Source organism: Streptomyces sp. RK9 (assembly GCF_045070545.1).
In the GTDB taxonomy this organism is placed as follows: Bacteria; Actinomycetota; Actinomycetes; order Streptomycetales; family Streptomycetaceae; genus Streptomyces; species Streptomyces alboflavus.
This window is the reverse complement of record NZ_CP173703.1, coordinates 557,394-577,950: the sequence shown is the minus strand read 5'-3', so window position 1 is coordinate 577,950 and position 20,557 is coordinate 557,394. Positions and strand designations below refer to the sequence as shown.

The following is a 20,557-nucleotide window of genomic DNA, read 5'->3' as shown; positions in this document are numbered from 1 at the left end:
CGCTTTGTGGTGTCCATGACTATGGCCGCATGGCGGAGCAGAGCGGCACGTCCCGGCGCAGTGTTCTCGCGGTGGCCGCGGCCGCCACCACGGCCGGCGCCGTCGGCCTTCAGGCGGGCCCCGCGGCGGCGCGCGACGGCGACGGACAGAGCCGTACCGCGCAGGAGCCGTCGCGTGAACTCAGGGCGCTGCTGCGGGAGATCGACCACCGGCGCATCGAGGCAACCGTGCGGCGGCTCGCCGCGTTCGGCACCCGGCACACGCTCTCCGCGCAGGACGACCCCGAGCGCGGCATCGGTGCGGCACGGGACTGGATCCTCGCCGAGATGCGGCGCCACGCGGGCGCGGCGGGCGGCCGGATGCGCGTGGAGCTCCAGTCGTACGTCCAGGAGCCGGGCCCCCGCATCCCGGAGCCGACGCGCATCACCAACGTCGTGGCCACGCTGCGCGGTTCGGCGTCCCCGGACCGGCTCTACGTCGTGTCGGGGCACTACGACTCGCGGGCGAGCGACGTCATGGACTTCACCAGCGACGCGCCCGGCGCCGACGACGACGCCTCCGGGGTCGCGGTGGTCATGGAGCTGGCACGGGTCATGGCGCGCCGCAAGCTGGGCGCGACCGTCGTGTTCGCGGCCGTCGCGGGCGAGGAGCAGGGCCTGTTCGGCGCGGCGCACATGGCGGAGCAGTACAAGCTCCGGAAGGCCGACGTGCAGGGGATGTTCACCAACGACATCGTCGGCAGCCCCACCGCCGACGACGGCACCCGCGACCCGCGCACGATCCGCCTCTTCGCGGAGGGCGTGCCCTCGTCCGAGACCCCCGAGGAGGCCGCCGTGCGGCGCTCGGTGGGCGGCGAGAACGACTCGCCCTCGCGCCAACTCGCCCGCTTCGTGCGGGACGTCGCCGGCAACGACGCGACCGGCATGAAGGTCCGCGTCGTCCACCGCCGCGACCGCTATCTGCGCGGCGGCGACCACATCCCCTTCCTCGAACGCGCCTACCCCGCGGCCCGGTTCACCGAGCCCGCCGAGGACTACGCCCACCAGCACCAGGACGTCCGCGTGGAGGACGGCAAGCAGTACGGGGACCTGCCGGAGTTCTGCGACTTCCCCTACATCGCGCGCGTCGCCCGCGTGAACGCCGCCGCCCTGTGGAGCCTCGCCCAGGCCCCCGGCACCCCGCGCGGCGCGAAGATCCTCACCGCCGCGCTCACCAACGACACCGAACTCGTGTGGGAGCGGGGCCCGGAGAAGGACCTCGCGGGGTACGAGGTCGTCTGGCGGGAGACGACCGCGTCCGACTGGACCCATGTGATCGACGTCGGCGACGCCACCCGTCACACGGTCGACCTGTCCAAGGACAACGTCTTCTTCGGCGTCCGCGCGGTCAGCCGCTCCGGCCTGCGCAGCCCCGTGGCGTTCCCCTCGCCGCAGCGCTGATCCCCGCCGCGCGGACAGAGCAGGGCGAGCGCGGCGCGGGACGGCGTGCCGTCGTCGGCCGCGTACGTGACCAGGGCCTGGTCGGGCGCGTCGGGCAGGCGCAGCGTCTCGCGGCGCAGGGTCAGCTCACCGGCCACCGGGTGGCGCAGTCGCTCCACGCCGTGGGAGTGCTCGCGCACCAGCTGCTCGGCCCACAGCGCGCTGAACGCGTCGCTGCGCACGGAGAGTTCGCCGAGCAGGTCGCAGAGGCGGTCGTCGCACGGGTGGCGGCCCAGGTCCATGCGCAGGGCGGCGACGGTGTCGCGGGCGGTCTCCTGCCACGCCTCCTGGCCCGGGTAGAGGCTCCGCACGCCCGGGTCGAGGAAGTGCAGCCACGCCACGTTGCGCCGCTCGGCGGGCAGCGCGTCGAAGTCGGTGAAGAGCGCCCGGGCCGGGCCGTTGGAGCCGAGGATGTCCAGGCGCCGGCCGACGACGTACGCGGGCACGCCGTCGAGTGCGCCGAGCAGTACCTTGACGCCCGCCCTGAGCGGCTGCGGGGCGGGCGGTGTGGACGCGGGGTGGCGCAGGGCGCGGGTGAGGTGGCCCAGGTGCGCGCGCTCGGCGTCGTCGAGCCGCAGGGCCCGGGCGACGGCGTCGAGGACGGCGTCGGAGACGTTGTGGGTCCTGCCCTGTTCGAGCCGTACGTAGTAGTCGACGCTGACCCCGGCGAGCTCCGCCAGCTCCTCACGGCGCAGGCCCGGCACCCGTCGCCGCCCGCCGAACGGCCGCGCTCCGGCGTCTTCCGGCCGCAGCCGGGCGCGGCGGGAGCGGAGGAAGGCGGCGAGTTCGGTGCGGAAGTCCATGGATCGATTGTCCGGCACGGGGTGGCTCCGCCCGGAGCCAGGGGGCTTGCGCTGATGTGGTGCTGCCTGGCCAGGGCTGGTTCGGCCGGGCCGGACCGGTGCTGCCCGGCCACCCTGTTCCACCGCGTCGGCCCCGTGCCGCCGACGCGAAGGTGGTTCTGGCAGACCCAGGGTCGAGCGGGGCCCTGGGTAGGCGCGCGGATCTCCCGCAGAGTCGTTCCCGTGGCCGCACGACGCGGCCACCAGGGCACCGCGGTGACGCGGTCCCGCAACCGGCCCGGCACACCCGTGCCCCGCCCCGACAACGGCTCGACGCCCCCGTGCGCGTATCCGCACCGGGCGCCCCGCCCCCGTACACCCGGAGACCACCATGACCGTCACCACCGCCCAGGCCACGTCCCTCGCCCGCCCCCTCACCGGCCGGGTGGCCGTCGTGACCGGTGCCTCCAGCGGCATCGGCGAGGCCACCGCGCAGGTGCTCGCCGCCCAGGGCGCGCGGGTCGCCCTGCTGGCGCGGCGCGGCGAGCGGCTCGCCGCACACGTGGCACGGATCGAGGAGGCGGGCGGCAGCGCGCTCGCCCTCCCGACGGATGTGACCGACCCGGCGTCCCTGGCGGCGGCCGCCGCCGGCGTACGCTCCCGGCTCGGCCGCGTCGACCTCCTCGTCAACAACGCCGGCCTCGCCCTGCCCGACCAGCTCGACGGGTCCACGGGGAACTGGCAGCGCATGATCGACGTGAACGTCACCGGGGCCTTCGCCGTCGTCGAGGCGTTCGTCCCCGACCTGCTCGCCGCCGCGGCCGAACGGGGCCACGCCGACCTCGTCAACATCTCCTCCGCCGCCGCCCAGAGCGTCCTGCCGGGCTTCGCCGGATACGCCGCCGGCAAGGCCGCGTTCAGCCACCTCTCGCGGAACCTGCGCACCCGCCTGAACCCCGCCGACGTACGCGTCACGAACATCGAACCCGGCACCGTCGACACCGAACTCCGCGACCACATCGACGACCCCGCGATCAGCGCCGCCGTCCAGGAGGCCGTCGGGTCCATCGAGGGCATCCCCTCCGGGACCGACGTCGCCGAGCTCATCGCCTTCGCCGTCGGCCGCCCCCGCCACGTGAACCTGCCGCACCTGTCCGTGCTGCCGACGCGCGAGGTCTAGGGCCTCTCCGGTGGGTCGGCGCGGGGCCCGGACCTCGCCGGCTCGGGACCCGCGCCGGTTCAGCGCTCGGAGTAGACGTCCTCGTCCGCCTGGGCCGTCCGCGGGGCGGCCGACCACGCCTTCGTGCGGCCCAGGGACAGGAACTGTTCCTCCAGGAGCAGGGCCAGGGCGGCCACCGTCATCAGGCCGCCCACCAGGAACGTGCCGCGCACGCCGATGACCGGCAGGAGCAGGCCGCCGGCCAGGGCGCCCGCGGCCACGCCGGTGTTGAACGCGGCGCCGTTCGCCGCGATGGCGGTCTCCGTGCGGCCGGGCGCGAAGTGCATGACCTGGCTCTGGGTGGCCATGAAGACCGGCCCGAGGGAGGCGCCGAGGAGCACCATCATGATCACGGCGACGGCCTTCGAGCCGCCCGCCGCGTACAGGCCGAGGAGCCCCACCGCCTGCGTGGTCACCGGGATGGCGAGCGTGGCGCGGGGGAAGCGGTCCAGGAGGCGGCCGTAGACCGTGACGGACACGATGCCGGTGACACCGAGGACGAGCAGCAGCGTGCTGACCCTGGACTCGGTGAACCCGCTCTCGTCCACGAGGAACTTGGAGATGTACGTGTAGCCCGCGAAGACGCCCGTGACCGTCAGGCCGGTCACGGCGAGGACGACGGCGAAGCGGCGGGTGTCGGGGGCGACGCCGCGCACCGCGTGGCTCTCCTCAGGGGGCGTGGACGGCAGGGCCGTGAGGATGAGGACGAGCGGCGGGATGGCGAGCGCGCCGACCACTAGGAACGGCACCTGCCAACTGGTGTGCTGGCCGAGCCAGGTGCCGCCGGGCACCCCGAGGACGAGGGCCGCCGAACCGCCCACCGACAGCGCGCCGATGACCCGGCCGCGCACGTGCGGCGGGAAGAGCCCGACCGCGACCGGCCCCATCACCGCCCAGAACAGCGCCTGCGCCACCGCCGTCACCAGCCGGCAGACCAGCAGCACCCAGTACGAGGAGACCACCGCCGCGACCACGCTCGCCAGGAAGAGCCCGGCGAGCAGCAGGCACAGCACCAGGCGGCGCGGCACGGACCGGGTGAGCTGCGCGATCGGCACGGAGACGACGGCGACGGTCAGGCCGTACCCCGACACCAGGAGTCCGACGGCGGCCAGCGAGACGTCCATGTCGTCCGACATCAGCTTCAGGACGCCGATGGGCAGGTTCTCGGTCGTGTTGAAGGCGAACGCGCCCAGCATGAGCGCGGCCACCACGGCCACGCCGCGTCGGTTCCCGGCCCAGCCGGTGCCGGGTGGGGTAGCTGTTCGGTCCGTCGCCATCCATCCTCCACGTTCACGGTGCGTACACGAGCGTTCGAAAGTGCTGGTTCTTGCTTCAACGGGCTGTAGGCAAAGGGAGTTTCCGGCGGGCGCCCCGAAGATCGTGGAGGCAGCCGCAGTCCTGCGTAAACCCTGGTCGTCAAGGTGTGGCTGATATGCGTCGAGTTGGCCGAGTCCAATAGTCGTCGCTTTGCGTGATTACGGCTTCGGTAACAGAGCCGGTGGCCATTGCATTCAGTGACATTGGCACATGCCTCCTGATTGGGTATGGACGTTCGATCAAGTGACGGGTAGGCTACCGTTCGTTGTCCTGGGCCCCCACCAATCCCCCCACCACTTCCCGGACTTCGAAACTGTTCCCCACGAATGGGTACGCGCGACCGATACATGGTGTCCGTGACGTCTGTGCGATGTGGCGTCGATTTAAGCAAGTGTCCTCTTGAGGAGGGTGAACGTTGCTTAATCGCGAGAGAACAGAACTACCGCTCCTTGCTACGCAGTTGCGCACATGGATGGCTCAAGCAGAAGATCTCGCCAACCCTGTCTACTGTATTTGCGACTATCTCGACATCCGTGGGCGCATTGCCCCGGAACTGATGGTGCTGGCACATGAACAGGTCGAGCGCGAGGCCGAGGCATTGCGTCTCGTGATTGTCCCCGCAGGCGAAGCGGAAGGCGGATACCGCCAATACCTGAGAGCCGATCCCGCCCCGCTCGACGTCATCGACGTGAGCACCGGGTCCGACCCGGAAGCGGCGGCCAGGGAATGGATGGAAAAGGACGCCCAGGGGCCGGTCGACCCACAGCTGCTGTGCCGCGCGGCGCTCCTGAAAATCGCCGATGACCATTTCGTCCTGTACCGGCGCGTACATCACGCGGTCGTCGACGGATACAGCCTCGCGCTCATCTTCAATCGCACCGCCGCGGTCTACACGGCACTCGCGGGCGGGCTCCCCGCCGACGAGGGAGCGTTCCCCGCGTTCACGCGCCTCACGGACACCGAGGCCGGCTACCGCGAGAGCAAGAGCTTCGCCCGCGACCGCGCCCACTGGCTGGACAGGACGGCCGACCGCCCCGCGCCGGTCAGCCTCTCCGGCCGCAGCGGCCCGCTGGCCGTCGGCCGCCGCCGCACCGCCGAACTCACCCCGGACCGGGTCGGCCGCCTCGAAGCCGCCGCCGACAGACTCGGCGTGACCTGGTCGGACCTCGCCGTCAGCACCATCGCCGCGTACCTGGCCCTCGCCACCGGCGCCCCTGAACTCCAGCTCGGACTGCCCACCGGCGGACGCCTGAGCCCCCAGGTGCGCAACGTCCCCGGCATGACGATGAACATCCTGCCGCTGCGCCTCGACGCCGACGCGGCCCTGCCCCTGCGCGAGTTCGCCCGGCGCGTGTCGCGGGAGGTGCGGCAGGTCCTGCTGCACTCCCGCTACCCCACCGCGGAGATCTCCCGGGAAGCCGTCGCACAGGGCGGCGGGGCACGGCTGTGGGGGCCGATGGTCAATGTCATGAAATTCGACTACAGACTGGATTTCGCGGGAGCCACCGCGTCGATGCGCACCATGTCGATTCCCCTCACGATCGACATGACCGTGTACTTCTTCCAGACCGCGGCCGACGGAACGACGGACGTCATTCTCGACGTCCACCCCGAACTCTTCAGTCCGCGGGAAACGGACACGCACATGGACGGAATTCTGGCCCTGCTCGACGCGATCGAGAAGGCCGATCCGCATACCCCCGTGCGCGACCTGACCACCGCACCGGTGCCCGAGGCAGCCGGCTGATCGCCGCACCCTGAACGGAGCGGCACCCCCAGCGGTATCCACCGAGCGACATTCGGCCCGTCCGGATGCCGTCGCGATGCCGCGCCGTACCGCGCCCGGAAACACGGGCGGCCCCCTTCGGGCAGCGCACGTCCAGCACGCCCCGTAATCGAACTGGCCCCGTCCGGTCGCCGCACGACGGTCAGTCGCGCCGTCATGCCGGAAACCGCGCGCGGGGACGCACAGCCACCGGGAAAGCTACTGGGAAATCGAGGGAACAACGATGGATCTGACAGCGGGTGACGCCGTCGACCCGGCCATGCGGAATCCCCAGGAGGCCACCGAACTCAGAGCGTCCCTGAAACACCTGCGCACCGAGCCCCGGGGCTGGGTGTTCTCCCTCAAATTCGCCCTCTGCGTGGCACTGACCGTCCTCGGCGTGGTGATCGTGCTGCAGCCGGTCCTCTGGTGCCGCGTCGTCGGAGTCGTCCTCATCGGCTGCATGCTCGCGCACGCCGCGGAACTCCAGCACGAGACGCTGCACAATCTCGCGTACCGAAGTCGCAGGGCGAACACGGTCACCGGAATCATCCTCGGACTTCCGATGCTGATCTCGTTCGCCGCGTACAAGGCGGCGCACATGCGCCACCACCGCGATCTCGGCACACCGGAGAACCGCGAGTTCTTCGACTACGGCGATCAGTACGGGTCCAGGGAACGCTCCAGGTTCGGCACCTTCGTCGACTGGACCGTGCGTTTCACGATGGTCCACCACTACGCGCTGTTCGTGGTGAATCTCGGGCGGTCCCTGCTCGGCCGGGAATTCGAGGGCGAGAGCGTCCGCGTCTCACGCAGGATACGCCGGGACCACTTCCTCGCCCTCGGCGCGCTCCTGGCATTCACGGGCCTTTCCCTGGCACTGGGTTCGGCGGTCGTGCTGTGGGTATGGCTGATCCCGCTGGTGCTTGTGGCGGGGCCCGTGCACGCCTTCATCGAACTGCCCGAGCACTTCGGCTGCGAGGTCCTGAACCGCGACCCGTTCGCCAATACGAGGACGATCCGCTCCAATCGCATCCTGACGTGGTTCACGAACGGCAACAACTACCACGTCGAGCACCATCTGATGCCGAATCTCCCGCTGGAGCGACTTCCCGATCTGCACGGTGAGGTGAAGGACCGCATTCGCTACTTCAACCGCGGCTACATCGAGTACTTCGGAAAGCTGCTCCGCAAGTGAGCCACCGGGTGAGCCAACGCAACACGGGTGAGAGGAGCAGTGGATGAACGTGACCTTCAAAGTGGCGCGCACCGAGGCCGACATGGCCGACGTGCTGCGGCTCCGTGACGCCGTCTACGTCGGGGACCAGGGCCGACTCGCCGACGCGGCCGACACCGCCGCGACCTTCGACCGGTTCGACGCCCACGCCGAATACATCCTGGGATACGTCGAGGGCCGGGCCGCGGGCACCGTCAAGGTCGTGCCGGACTCCGCCGCCGGACTGCCGTGCGACGACACGGTGGACATCTCGGCGCTGCGCGTCGGCAACAGGCTCGTGGAATTCGGGCACTTGATGACGCTGCCGTCGATGCGCCACCGTGAGATCGGCATGGCGCTCATGCGCGAAGCCGTGATCCACAGCGCCAGGAAGCACGACATGACGCACATCCTCGGCGACTTCTTCGTGGACGACTCCGAAGGGCTGCGGGGCTTCTACAAGGAAATCGGCTTCTTCGCCCTGCACGAACCCTATGAGGACACCCGGTTCAAGGGCTCCCCGCTCAGCCTCGTCGCGGCGCTCGACGTCACCGAGGCGGTCAGCAGGGCCCGCACACCCGAAGGGCGGAAGAGCCGACTGCTCCAGTACTTCTTCGGCGACTACGACAGCTATGTGAGCGAGGAGGTGACGGATGCGGACACGGCGCCAGCGGCTGGCTGAGTCCAAAGCCGCCCACAACCACCCGGCCTACGCGAAAATGGCGTTCGTCATGGGCTGCGGAGTCCAGGGAAAAGGGACGGGAAGCCGCGTTCTGGACGACGACGAGGGAACGCCCTATCTCGCCCTCTTCGACCAGTACGGCAACCAGTCCTTCGGCTACTCCCACCCGCGCGTCGTCGCCGCCGTGCGCGACCAGCTCGACACCGGCGTCCTGAACAGCACGAAGATCATGTTCGAGGAGGTGCAGATCCGGCTCTCCGAGCGCCTCGCGGAGGCCACCGGACAGCTCCTGCCCTACTCGTACCTGGCCAACGGCGGCGGCGAGACCATCGACAACGCCCTCAAGCTGGCCCGCGCCGCGACCGGCCGCCCCGGCGTCATCAGCGCCCGCGGCTGCTTCCACGGCAAGACCTTCGCCACGCTCAGCGCCTCCGACCGCCCCGAACACCGGGAACTGCTCGGCCCGTTCATGCCGCACTTCCGCCAGGTCGGCTTCGGTGACCTGGACGAGCTGGCCGCCGCGCTCGACGACACCGTCGCCGCCGTCCTCCTGGAGCCCGTCCAGGCCGAGGCCGGAGTGATCGTGCCGCCGCCCGGCTACCTCCAGGAGGTGCGCAGGCTCTGCACGGAGGCCGGGGCGCTGCTCGTCCTGGACGAGATGCAGACGGCGTTCGGCCGCTGCGGCACGTTCTTCGCGTACGAGCAGTTCGGTGTCACCCCGGACCTGGTGTGCGTGGGCAAGGCGTTCGGCGGCGGCCTCCTTCCGCTGTCGGCCGTGCTCGGCACCAAGGAGGTGTGGGAGGTCCTGCGGGTCCTGCCCTCGACCTTCGGGTCCAGCCTGGGCGGCAACCCGCTGTCGTGCCGTGTCGGCCTGGAGTCCATCGCCATCGCCTCCGAAGAGGCGTTCCTCACCGGCGTCAAGGAACGGGCCCGCACCATCGACGAGCGCCTGAGCGCCGCCGCCGAGCGCCATCCCGGCATCGTCACCGAACACCGCGGCCTCGGCATGATGCACGGCCTGGAGTTCACCGACGGCGCGACGGCGGGACTCGTCCTCGGCCGGCTCCTCGAAGAGGGCGTGACGTCCACGTACTCCCTCTACCACCCGAACGTCCTGCGGGTGCAGCCGCCCATGGTGATCTCCGAGGACGACCTCGACCACGGCCTGTCCGTGCTCGAAGGGATCCTGGCGGAGGCCGACGCCCACCGCACCGGCACCCCGGCCGACGGCCCCCAGGCGGCCGAACTGTCCCCGGTCACACGGACCGTACGGCTGCCGCACCCGCCCGGGCGCGTCCTGGACCTCCTGCACGCCCGCCCCCGCCTGCTCGACCCGTTCGCCGCCGACACCGGCCTCAGGGCGGGCGAGGGCCCGGTCGCGGAGTTCGCCGGACGCCTCGGGGACGACACCGTGGTCTGGGCGGACCGCACCCGGCTCCGCGCCGACGGCGTGCAGTCGAGCGCCGAGCCGGACTGGCTGTGGCGCACCCTCGAACGCCGGGTGACCGTCACGGACGACGACGGCGGCAGCCGACTCGACGTCCACGTCGCCTGGGACACCGACAGCGGAGCGTACGAGGACATGCTCGGCGGCCGGATCGGCTTCCTGGCGGGCACGAGGCTGGACGAGCTGATCACCGTGCTGGCAGCGGAACTCGACGCACAGGCGCACACACCCGGCGAGGCGCAACCGACCACCCCAGGAAGGAAGTCGGCCGACACGTGAGCATGAACCTCGCGGGCCTCTTGGACCGCTCCACCCACCACACGACCGCCCGCGTCGTCGACATCGACATCTCCGGCAAGCGGCGCGAGCTGACCCAGAGCGAGCTGACCGCGCTCGCCCGCACCCGGGCCGACCAGCTCACGGCGGCCGGCGTGCGCCCCGGCCACGTGATCGGGATCCGCGCGGGCAACAGCATCGACTGGCTCGCCTGGGACCTGGCCGCCCTCGCCACCGGCGCGCGGCTCAAGGCGTTCGGCGACACCACCGAGATCGACGACCCGCGCGCGTTCATCGCCGAGCACCGCCTCGCCCTGCTCATCGCGGACGAGCCCGTGCCCGCCGACACGCCCGCCGTCGTCCGCCCCGGCGGCGCCCCCGCACCGGGCGCCGCGGCCCCCGACGCCGTGGTGATCGACGTCGACGACATCCACAGCCTGGTCTACTCCTCGGGCACCTCCGGGCGGCTCAAGGGCGTGGAGATCAGCGCCAAGGGCACCGAGTACGTCATCAACCGCTTCATCGACGCCTTCGGCATGACCGGGCGCGACCGGCACCTGATCTTCCTGCCGCTGGCCAACAACCAGCAGCGCCTGTCGGTCTACCTCTGCCTGTGGCTGGGCGCCGACCTCGTGCTCGCGCCCTACCAGCGGGTCTTCCAGGCCGTCCGCAAGGAGGGCCCGACCTTCCTGATCGGTCCTCCGGTCTTCTACGACACCGCGCTCCAGCTCTACACGAAGTCCGGCGGCGACGCCTCGCTCGGCGACTTCCTGGGCGGCCGCATCCGCTTCATGATCACCGGCATGGCGCCGATCCGGCGCGAGACCCTGGACGGGTACTGGAGCCGCGACGTGCCGCTCCTTGAGGCCTACGGCCTGACCGAGACCGGCATGGTCGCCTGGAACACCCCCGACCGCCACCGCGTCGGCACCGTCGGGCAGTTGATGGACCCCGAGTCCGTGACGTTCCTCGACGACGGCGAGGTGATCATCACGCGGGACGCGCCGCTCGGGCGCGGCTACTTCGACACCGACGGCGACCCGTCCGCCGAGGGCATCTTCCGGCCCGACGGCTCCATTCTCACCGGCGACTACGGCCGCCTGGACGAGGACGGGTTCCTCACCCTGATCGGGCGCAAGAAGGACGTCATCGTGCTCGGCAGCGGGCGCAAGGTGCACCCCGCCGAGATCGAGTCGGCCTTCGCGGACGTCGAGGGCGTCGCCGAGATCGTCGTCGTACCGACACCGCAGTCAGGCCGGCTCGGCGCCCTCGTCACCCCGTCGGGCCCCGCCGACACCGCGCTGCGCGGGCACATCCAGAAGCGGATCGAAGAGGTCAACGCGGGCCTCGACGCCCACGAGCGGGTGATGTCCCTGGTCTTCTCGGACACGCCGCTGCGGGCCGACCCGACCTTCATGACGGCCAACATGAAGCTCAGCCGGGCGCGCGCGGCCGAGCACTTCGCTGAGCGCCTCGCGGGCGGGGCCGGGGCGGGGGCCTGATGGCGCCGCCGACGGCGGACGGCCCCGGGCCGGGCCCCGGCGGCCCCGCCGGGCACCGGATCGTCGACGCGCAGGTCCAGCTCGGCAGCCAACTCGCCATCCCGCGGGCGTTCCTGGAGTACCAGGCGGCCAACGCACACCACCGCATGACCGCGTACGGCCACAAGGTGCGGCCCGAGCGGATGCTGGACCGGGTCCTCTCGGTGCACCAGGACGACGACGCGGACCGGCTCGTCGCCGAGTTGGACGAGGCCGGCGTCGACGAGGCGTTCCTCGTGGTCCCCGACTACTCGCACGTGGCCCGGTGCGCCCTGAACCAGGCCGAGCTCGCCGGTCATCTGGACCGGGTGAACCGGCGTCATCCGGGGCGGTTCCGGGTCTTCTGGGGCGTCGACCCGCGCGGCGGCAAGGACGGCGTCGACCTGTTCGATCGGTGCGTCGGCGACTACGGCTTCGCCGGGCTCAAGCTGTACCCGCTGTGCGGCTACTCGCCGAGCGACCGCCGTCTGTACCCGTACTTCGAGCTGTGCGAGGAGCGCGGCCTGCCCGTGCTCAGCCACACCGGTCCCGGCTGGGGCCAGCTCGACTTCGAGTACGGGATGCCGCTGCTGGTCGACGAGGCCGCTCGGGACTTCCCCCGGGTGAACTTCATCCTGGGGCACGGCGGGGTCACGCACATCGACGAGTCGACCTATCTCTGCGCCCACCGGCCCAATGTGCACCTGGACATCAGCCAGTTCCACTCCGTCCTCGCGGCGGACGGCTGGCAGGCCCATCTGAACCGGCTGTTCCGCCTCGGCATCAGCCACAAGATCCTCTTCGGCACCTGCTGGCCGTCGTACCGGCTCTCCGAGTCGCTGCCCGGCCTGGTCGCCGCCTTCGCCAAGGGACAGCCCGCGGTGGCGGGGATCAAGGAGGCCGACCGAAGAATGATCATGGGTGGGAACAGCCTGCGCCTGGTCGGGGGCGCGCGGACCGGCACCAAGGCCGCCCTCGGCGGCGCGAGCACCACGACGGACACCATCACGGACCGGGGAGGCCTGGCATGAGCGCGGACGCGGCGGAGCTGGAGAAACTGCTGGTCGAGTGGGTGGAGCGGTGGATCGAGGGGGAGTCCGACATGGCGATCGGCGCCAGGACCAACCTCAGCCACACCGGTCTGCTCGACTCCATGGCCATCGTCGGCCTCATCTCGTACCTGGAGGAACAGGCGGACACCGAGTTCGACTTCGCCACCTACGACCCGATGAAGGGCGTCAGCATCCAGGGCCTCATCAAGCACTGCGTCGGATGACCGGGGTCTTCGACGGCCACTGCCACGTGGCGTCGAGCCGCTTCATCCCGCGGGCCTTCGTCGAGGACGTGGCGAGCAACGTCCAGTGCAGGCTCGGTTCGATGGGCGTCGCCCCGAAGCCCGGGCGCGTCGCCGACGGGCTCTCCGCGCAGCACGAGGACCACCTCGCCGACGGGCTCGTCGCGGAGATGGACGCGGCCGGGGTCGAGCGCGCCGTGCTGCTCGTGCCCGACTTCGGCCTGCGGATGGCGGGGACGGCCGAGCCCGAGGAGGCGGCGCGGCTGCACCACGAGATCCGGCTGCGCCACCCGGGCCGCTTCTGGGTCTACATCGGCGTGGACCCCCGGCGCGGGCCGGAAGGCGTGGCCGCCTTCGAGGCCATGGTCGACGCCTACGGCCTCGACGGGGTGAAGCTGTACCCGCCGTGCGGCTACTCGCCGTCGGACCCGGGCCTGTACCCGTACTACGAGATCTGCGCGGCCCGGGCCCTGCCGGTGTTCGTGCACACCGGGCCCACCGCCCGCAGCCTCGACTACGGACCGGCGCACCCGATGCGGATCGACCGGGCGGCCAGGGACTTCCCGACCGTCCCGTTCGTCCTCGGCCACGGCGGCCTCACCCACGTCGAGACCTGCGCCTACCTCGCGGCGTACCGGCCCAACGTGTACGTGGACACCGGCGGGTTCGCGAGCGGCCCGAGCCTGCCGCACTGGCCCGGGCACCTCAACGAGCTGTTCCGGCTCGGCGTCAACCACAAGATCATCTTCGGCACGGACTGGCCGCTCGGCCGTCTGAACGGCGGTCTGAAGGGGCTGATCAGCGAGGTCGTCGACGGCCCGACCGTGTTCGCCGGGGTGTCGAGGACGGACCGGAACCTGCTGCTGCGCGAGAACCTGCTGCGCGTCCTGGCGCCGGGGAGCCGTCCGGCGGGCTGAGGCGCCGGGGCATCGGCGGCCGGGCGGGGTGCGGGCCGGGCGGCCCCGGCGAGCGGGTCGGGTGCGGACCCGACGGCACCGGCGAGCGGGCGAGGCCCGCGGCACACACACGGCACGAGCACGGTCACGAACGGCACAACGCGACAGCGTCGGCGAGCGACCAAGGGGCTTGGCAATGGCAATCACCGGATCGGACAGTGCGTACACCGGCGCGGACCGTGCCCTCACCGGATCGGACCGCGCCCTCGCCGAGGCGGACCGCGCCCTCACCGACCACCGCGGGACGCGCCCAGGACCACCCCCGGGCACCCCCGCGCCGGGCCCGGCCGCCCTCACGGACCTGTTCGAGGCGCGGGTGATCCGCCACCCCGACCGCGTCGCCCTCACCCTGGGCGGCGACCACCTCGACTACGCCACCCTGAACGCCCGCGCCAACCGCCTCGCCCACGCCCTGCTCGCCCGCGGCGCCGGACCCGAACGCCTCGTCGCGCTCGCCCTGCCGCGCTCGGTGGACGCCGTCGTCGCGATCCTCGCCGTCCTGAAGTCGGGCGCCGGCTATCTCCCGCTCGACCTGGACCACCCGCCGGATCGCGTCGAGAGGACCCTGGCCGACGCCCGCCCCGTGCTGCTTCTCAGCCAGGACCCGGTGGACGTCCGCGCCGAGATCCCCCGGCTCGTGCTCTCGGCGCGCGGCACCGTCGAGGAACTCGCCGTACGGCCCGACACCGACCCCACCGACGCCGACCGCCTCGGGCCCCTCACGCCCGCGACCACCGCGTACGTGATCTACACCTCCGGGTCCACCGGGCGCCCCAAAGGCGTGGTCGTCTCGCACGACAACGTCGTGCGCCTGTTCACCGGGACGGCCGCCGAGCTCCGGTTCGACGAGCACGACGTGTGGAGCCTGTTCCACTCCTACGCCTTCGACGTGTCCGTGTGGGAGATCTGGGGCGCCCTGCTGCACGGCGGCCGCCTCGTGGTGGTGCCGTACGAGACGAGCCGGGCGCCGGAACGCTTCCGCGCGCTGCTCGCCGCCGAGCGGGTCACCGTCCTCAGCCAGACACCGTCCGCCTTCTACCCGCTGCTGGAGGCCGACCGCGAGGGCGCCGCGCACGGCGGCGAACTCGCCCTGCGCCTGGTGGTGTTCGCGGGCGAGGCCCTCGACTTCGGCAAGCTCGCGCCCTGGTACGCCCGCCACCGCGACGACGCCCCCGTCCTCGTGAACATGTACGGCATCACCGAGACGACCGTCCACACCACCCTCACCCGTCTCACCGCCGCCGACGCCGCCCCGCACGCCCCGAGCCGCGTCGGCACCGGCATCCGCGACCTGTCCCTGTACGTCCTCGACGAGACCCTGCGGCCGTGCGCGCCGGGCGTGGCGGGGGAGTTGTACGTCGCCGGGCCCGGCGTCACCCGCGGCTATCTGGGCCGCCCGGGCCTGACGGCGGGGCGCTTCCTCGCCGACCCGTTCGGCCCGCCCGGCGGCCGGATGTACCGCAGCGGGGACGTGGTGCGGAGCGACGAGCACGGCGTCCTGGAGTTCGTCGGCCGCGCCGACCAGCAGATCAAGATCAGGGGCTTCCGGATCGAACCCGGCGAGATCGAGGCCGCGCTCGGCGCGCACCCCGCCGCCCGGCAGGCCGCCGTCGTCGCCCGCGAGGACCGTCCTGGCGACCGGCGTCTGGTCGCCTATGTCGTACCGGAGTTCCGCCAGGAGCCCGACGCGGCCACGGCCGACGGCACCGCGGCCCGGCAAGTGGGCGACTGGGAGAAGGTGTTCGACGCCCAGTACGCCGGGGCCGGGACGGGAACCGGGACCGGAGCCGCGCGTCCCGCGTTCGGCGAGAACTTCGCCAGCTGGTTCGACAGCTACACCGACCGACGGCCCGTCGCGCCGGACCACATGCGCGAGTGGCGCGACACCACCGTCCGCCGCATCCGGGAACTGCGCCCGCGCCGCGTCCTGGAGATCGGCGTCGGCACCGGCCTGCTGCTTTCCCGGCTCGCCCCGGACTGCGAGGAGTACGTCGGCACGGACGTGTCGGCGCGCGCGATCGACGAGCTGACCCGCGAGGTCGCCGCCCGCCCCGGGCTCTGCGACCGGGTACGGCTGCGGCACCAGGCCGCGCACGACGTCAGCGGCCTGCCCCGGGGCCACTTCGACGTCGTCGTCATCAACTCCGTGCTCCAGTACTTCCCCAGCGCGGGCTACCTCCTCGACGTCCTCGCCAAGGCCCTGGAGCGCACCGCCCCCGGCGGCGCCGTCTTCGTCGGTGACGTCCGCGACCTGCGGGCCCTGCGCTCCTTCGGCACCGCCGCGCACCTGCGCCGTGCCGCCCCCGACGCCGAGCGCGCCGGCGTGCGGCACGCCGTCGAGCGGGCCCTGGTGCGCGAGGAGGAACTGCTGCTCGCACCCGACTTCTTCCACGCCTTCGCGGCCCGCGAGGACGCGGTCGGCGCGGTGGACATCCAGGTGCGCCGCGGCACCCGGCACAACGAGATGACCCGGTACCGCTACGACGCCGTCCTGCACCGGACGCCCGCGGCGACGGCACCCGGCGGCGGGACCCGGCTCGGCTTCGGCGACGACGTGCCGGACACCGACGCGCTCCGCGCGCACCTCGAACGGCACGCCCCCGAGCGGCTGCGCGTCCTCGGCGTCCCCAACCGCCGCACCGCCCGGGAGACCGCAGCGGCCCGCGCCTTCGACAACGGCGCCGCCGTCGCCGACGCCCACCGCCTCCTCGCCCAGGAGCCCCACGGCGTCGACCCCGAGGAGCTGTACCTGCTCGGGGAGCGCCTGGGCTACCGCGTCGCGGTCGCTCCGGCGGCGACGGCGGTGGACGCGGTGGACGCGGTGTTCGTGCGGCGCGGGGACAGCGGCGACGCCGTCCTGGAGGCGTACGAGCCCGACGGCACCCCCGGCGACCCGCTCGCGTACGCCACCAGCCCGGTGGCCGCACGCCGTGGCGGCCAGCTCACCGCCGCCCTGCGCGAGCACCTGCGGGAGCGGCTGCCCGACTACATGCTGCCGTCGGCCCTCGTGCTCCTCGAACGGCTGCCGCTGACCGTCAACGGCAAGCTGGACCGCGCGGCGCTGCCCGCACCCGTCGTCGAGGCACAGTCGGCGCGGGCCGCGCGCACCGAGCGTGAGGAGGTGCTGTGCGCTCTGTTCGCGGAGATCCTCGGCGTCGAGGGCATCGGCATCGACGACGACTTCTTCGCGCTCGGCGGGCATTCGCTGCTCGCCACCCGGCTGGCCGCCCGGGTACGGACCCGGCTCGGCGCGGAGCTGACGATCCGCGCCCTCTTCGAGCACCCCACGGTCGCCGGACTCGCCGCGCACCTGGACGCACTCGGGGCATCCGGAACCTCCGACACCGCCGGTGCCCCCGAGGCCCGCCCCGCCCTGCGCCCGGCCGAGCGCCCCAACCCGCTCCCGCTGTCCTTCGCCCAGCGCCGCCTGTGGTTCCTGCACCGCCTCGAAGGCATGAGCCGCGCCTACAACGTCCCCTGGACCCTGCGGTTCAGCGGCGACCTGGACGTCCCCGCGCTGCGCGCCGCCGTCGCCGACCTCGTGGCCCGCCACGAGTCCCTGCGCACCGTCTTCCCCGAGCACGACGGCGAGCCTCGCCAGCACATCCTGTCGCCGGAGCGCGCCCGGCCGCCGCTGCCGGTGACCCGCACGACCGAGGCGGAGCTGCCGGGCGCCCTGGCCACGGCGAGCGGCCACCACTTCGACCTGGCGGCCGACATCCCCGTGCGCACCCATCTCTTCCAGGTCGGCGCGCGCGAGCACGTGCTGCTGCTCCTGGTGCACCACATCGCCTGCGACGGCTGGTCGTTCGCGCCGCTGACGGAGGATCTGACGGCGGCGTACGAGACGCGCCGCGCGGCGTCCGCCGAGGGACACGGCCACGACGGTCCGGCCCTCGCCCCCGTCGTCCAGTACGCCGACTACGGCCTCTGGCAGCGCGACCTCCTCGGCGACCCCGACGACCCGGCCAGCCCTCTGGCCCACCAACTCGCCTACTGGCGAAGCCAGCTCGCCGACCTGCCCGAGCAGGTCGACCTGCCCTTCGCCCGGCCACGCCCCGCCGCTCCCGGCTACGGCGGCGAGACCCTCTCCGTGGCCTGGGACGCCGAGCTGCACCGGCGGCTGTCCGCGCTCGCCCAGGAGACCGGGACCAGCCTGTTCATGGTGCTCCAGGCCGGGCTCGCGGCGCTGCTCACCCGGCTCGGCGCCGGGACCGACATCCCCATCGGCTCCCCGATCGCGGGCCGCACCGACCAGGGCCTGGACCGCTCCGTCGGCTTCTTCGTCAACACCCTCGTCATCCGCAACGACACCTCGGGCAACCCCGCCTTCCGCGACCTGCTCCACCGCGTACGGGACGTGTCCCTGAGCGCGTACGAGCACCAGGACGTGCCCTTCGAGTACCTGGTCGACGACCTCAATCCGCCCCGCGCCATCGGCAGGCACCCGCTGTTCCAGGTGTCCCTGGTGGTGCAGAACGCCCCGGCGCCGCGCCTCGACGTCCCCGGCCTGGAGATCGCCACCGACCTCCTGCACCCGGGCTCGGCCCGCTTCGACCTCCTCCTCAACATCGAGGAACGCTTCACCGAGGACGGCAGGCCCGCCGGTCTCACCGGGTTCTTCGAGTACAGCACCGACCTGTTCGACCCCGGGAGCGTGGACGCCGTCGCGACCCGCCTCGCCCGGCTCCTGAGCGCGGCCGCCGACGACCCGCACCTGCCGATCGGCCGCCTCGACGTGCTCAGCGCCAAGGAGCGGCGGCTCCTCCTGGAGGAGTGGAACGACACCGCGCGGCCCGTCCCGCCGCTCACGGCGGTCGACCTCTTCGAGCAGCAGGTGACGCGCACCCCGGACGCCCCGGCCGTCGTCTGTGGCCAAGAGCGGCTCACGTACGCGGAGTTGAACACGCGCGCCAACCGGCTCGCGCACCGGCTCATCGCCGAGGGCACCGGGCCCGAGCAGATCGTGGCCCTCGCCCTGCCCCGCTCCGCAGAGCTGATCGTCGCCCTCGTCGCCGTCCTGAAGACCGGCGCCGCCTATCTGCCGGTCGACCCGCGCCACCCCGCCGACCGCATCGCCTTCATGCTCCAGGACGCCGCTCCCGCCTGCGTCGTCACCGCACACGACGTGGGCTGCGCGCTGCCCGCGGACGTGCCCCGCGTGCACGTGGACACGGACACCGACGCGCCCGCCACGGACCCGCGCGACAGCGACCGTACCGGCCCCCTCACCCCCGCCAACGGCGCCTACGTCCTCTACACCTCCGGGTCCACCGGCCGCCCCAAGGGAGTGCTCGTCCCGCACGCCAACGTCGTGGACCTGGTGCTGTGGGGCCGAGAGGCCCTGGGCACCGAACGTCTCGCCCACGCCCTGGCCGCCACGCCGCTGACCTTCGACGTCTCCGTCTTCGAGATCTTCGGACCGCTGCTCTCCGGCGGTGTCATCGAGGTCGTCGCCGACGTCCTCTCGCTCGGCGAGCGCGCGGGCGGGCGGTGGCGCGGCACCCTCGTCTGTGCCGTCCCCTCGGCCCTCGAAGAGCTCCTGAGCCACCACGACGTGGATCTGGGCGCGGACGTGGTGGCCCTCGGCGGCGAGGCCCTGCCCGCGCACACCCTGGCGGAGATCCGGACCGCCGTGCCGGGCGCGCGGATCGTCAACGTCTACGGCCCGACCGAGGCCACCGTCTACACCACCGCGTGGTTCTCCGACGCCGACCCGGCCGACCCCGCCGCCTCCGCCGCCTTCTCCGCCCCGGCCGACCCGGAGGCACCGCCCATCGGCCGCCCCGTCCGCAACACCCGCGCCTACGTCCTCGACGCGCACCTCCAGCTCGTACCGACCGGCGTGACGGGCGAGCTGTACGTCGCCGGGGCCGGGCTCGCCCGCGGCTATCTGCACCGGCCCGGGCTCACCGCCGAGCGGTTCGTGCCCGACCCCTTCGGGGGGCCGGGGGAGCGGATGTACCGCACCGGCGACCTCGCCCGGCGCCGCGCCGACGGGAACCTGGAGTACCTGGGGCGCGCCGACCACCAGGTGAAGATCCGCGGCTTCCGGATCGAGCCGGGCGAGGTCGAGTCGGCCCTGGTGGCCCACCCCGGCATCGCGCGGGCCGCAGTCGTCGTGCGCGAGGACCGGCCGGGGGACCGGCGCCTGGTCGCGTACTGCGTGCCGGACGGGGCCGGGCAAGGCGTCCCGGACGGCGCCGAGTTGCGGGACCGGCTCGCGCGGACCCTGCCCGCGTACATGGTGCCCTCCGTCTTCGTGCCGCTGCCGCGGCTGCCGCTCAGCCCCAACGGGAAGCTGGACCGGCGTGCGCTGCCCGCCCCGGACGAGGGGGCCGGTCGGCCCGCAGGGCGGGGGCCGCGTACCGCGAACGAGTCGGCGCTGTGCGCGCTGTTCGCCGATGCCCTCGGCGTGCCGGACGTCGGTGTCGACGACAGCTTCTTCGACCTCGGCGGGCATTCCCTGCTCGCCGTGAAGCTCGTGTCCCGCATCCGCGCCGCGCTGGACACGCCCCTCGGGATCCGCGCGGTCTTCGAGGCACCCACCGTCGCCGCGCTCGCCCTCAGGGTGAGCCACCACGGAGTTGAAGGGAAGTGAGTGA

13 protein-coding genes are annotated in these 20,557 nt (G+C 72.6%); 11 read left to right on the top strand and 2 right to left on the bottom strand.

Going from position 1 to position 20,557, the window contains the following annotated elements:
* Positions 1-29: 29 nt before the first annotated feature.
* Positions 30-1,439, top strand: a complete 1,410-nt coding sequence (locus tag AB6L24_RS02465) for a M20/M25/M40 family metallo-hydrolase (protein ID WP_405651545.1) — start codon at positions 30-32, stop codon at positions 1,437-1,439.
* Here the strand turns inward: AB6L24_RS02465 and AB6L24_RS02460 are convergent.
* Complete coding sequence (locus AB6L24_RS02460; protein WP_405651542.1) at positions 1,337-2,281, bottom strand: helix-turn-helix transcriptional regulator; 945 nt, start codon at positions 2,279-2,281, stop codon at positions 1,337-1,339. The genes AB6L24_RS02465 and AB6L24_RS02460 overlap by 103 nt on opposite strands.
* Before the next feature lie 370 nt (positions 2,282-2,651).
* Between AB6L24_RS02460 and AB6L24_RS02455 the strand changes: the two genes are divergently transcribed.
* Positions 2,652-3,440: an SDR family oxidoreductase gene (locus tag AB6L24_RS02455; RefSeq protein ID WP_405651540.1), complete on the top strand. Its 789-nt coding sequence runs from the start codon at positions 2,652-2,654 to the stop codon at positions 3,438-3,440.
* A gap of 59 nt (positions 3,441-3,499) precedes the next feature.
* Here the strand turns inward: AB6L24_RS02455 and AB6L24_RS02450 are convergent, their stop codons facing one another.
* Complete coding sequence (locus AB6L24_RS02450) at positions 3,500-4,756, bottom strand: MFS transporter (protein WP_405651538.1); 1,257 nt, start codon at positions 4,754-4,756, stop codon at positions 3,500-3,502.
* 455 nt (positions 4,757-5,211) lie between these two features.
* Here AB6L24_RS02450 and AB6L24_RS02445 point away from each other — a divergent pair, with 455 nt between their 5' ends.
* From AB6L24_RS02445 to AB6L24_RS02405, 9 genes are all read left to right on the top strand, one after another.
* Positions 5,212-6,543, top strand: coding sequence for a condensation domain-containing protein (locus AB6L24_RS02445; RefSeq protein ID WP_405651536.1), 1,332 nt, complete (start codon positions 5,212-5,214; stop codon positions 6,541-6,543).
* Positions 6,544-6,805: 262 nt separating this feature from the next.
* A complete protein-coding gene (locus tag AB6L24_RS02440) occupies positions 6,806-7,759 on the top strand; it encodes a fatty acid desaturase family protein (RefSeq protein WP_405651534.1) in 954 nt (317 codons plus the stop codon).
* Positions 7,760-7,802: 43 nt separating this feature from the next.
* Positions 7,803-8,459: a GNAT family N-acetyltransferase gene (locus tag AB6L24_RS02435; protein WP_405651531.1), complete on the top strand. Its 657-nt coding sequence runs from the start codon at positions 7,803-7,805 to the stop codon at positions 8,457-8,459.
* Positions 8,431-10,185, top strand: coding sequence for an aspartate aminotransferase family protein (locus AB6L24_RS02430; RefSeq protein WP_405651528.1), 1,755 nt, complete (start codon positions 8,431-8,433; stop codon positions 10,183-10,185). The genes AB6L24_RS02435 and AB6L24_RS02430 overlap by 29 nt, the downstream gene beginning before the upstream one ends.
* 2 nt (positions 10,186-10,187) lie before the next feature.
* A complete protein-coding gene (locus AB6L24_RS02425; RefSeq protein ID WP_405657009.1) occupies positions 10,188-11,684 on the top strand; it encodes an AMP-binding protein in 1,497 nt (498 codons plus the stop codon).
* Positions 11,684-12,733, top strand: coding sequence for an amidohydrolase family protein (locus AB6L24_RS02420; RefSeq protein WP_405651525.1), 1,050 nt, complete (start codon positions 11,684-11,686; stop codon positions 12,731-12,733). The genes AB6L24_RS02425 and AB6L24_RS02420 overlap by 1 nt, the downstream gene beginning before the upstream one ends.
* Complete coding sequence (locus AB6L24_RS02415) at positions 12,730-12,978, top strand: hypothetical protein (RefSeq protein WP_405651523.1); 249 nt, start codon at positions 12,730-12,732, stop codon at positions 12,976-12,978. Before AB6L24_RS02420 ends, AB6L24_RS02415 begins: the two co-directional genes overlap by 4 nt.
* Entirely contained in the window at positions 12,975-13,913 is a 939-nt protein-coding gene (locus AB6L24_RS02410) for an amidohydrolase family protein (protein ID WP_405651521.1), read from the top strand. Before AB6L24_RS02415 ends, AB6L24_RS02410 begins: the two co-directional genes overlap by 4 nt.
* A gap of 175 nt (positions 13,914-14,088) precedes the next feature.
* Positions 14,089-20,553: an amino acid adenylation domain-containing protein gene (locus AB6L24_RS02405; protein ID WP_405651518.1), complete on the top strand. Its 6,465-nt coding sequence runs from the start codon at positions 14,089-14,091 to the stop codon at positions 20,551-20,553.
* Positions 20,554-20,557 lie beyond the last annotated feature (4 nt).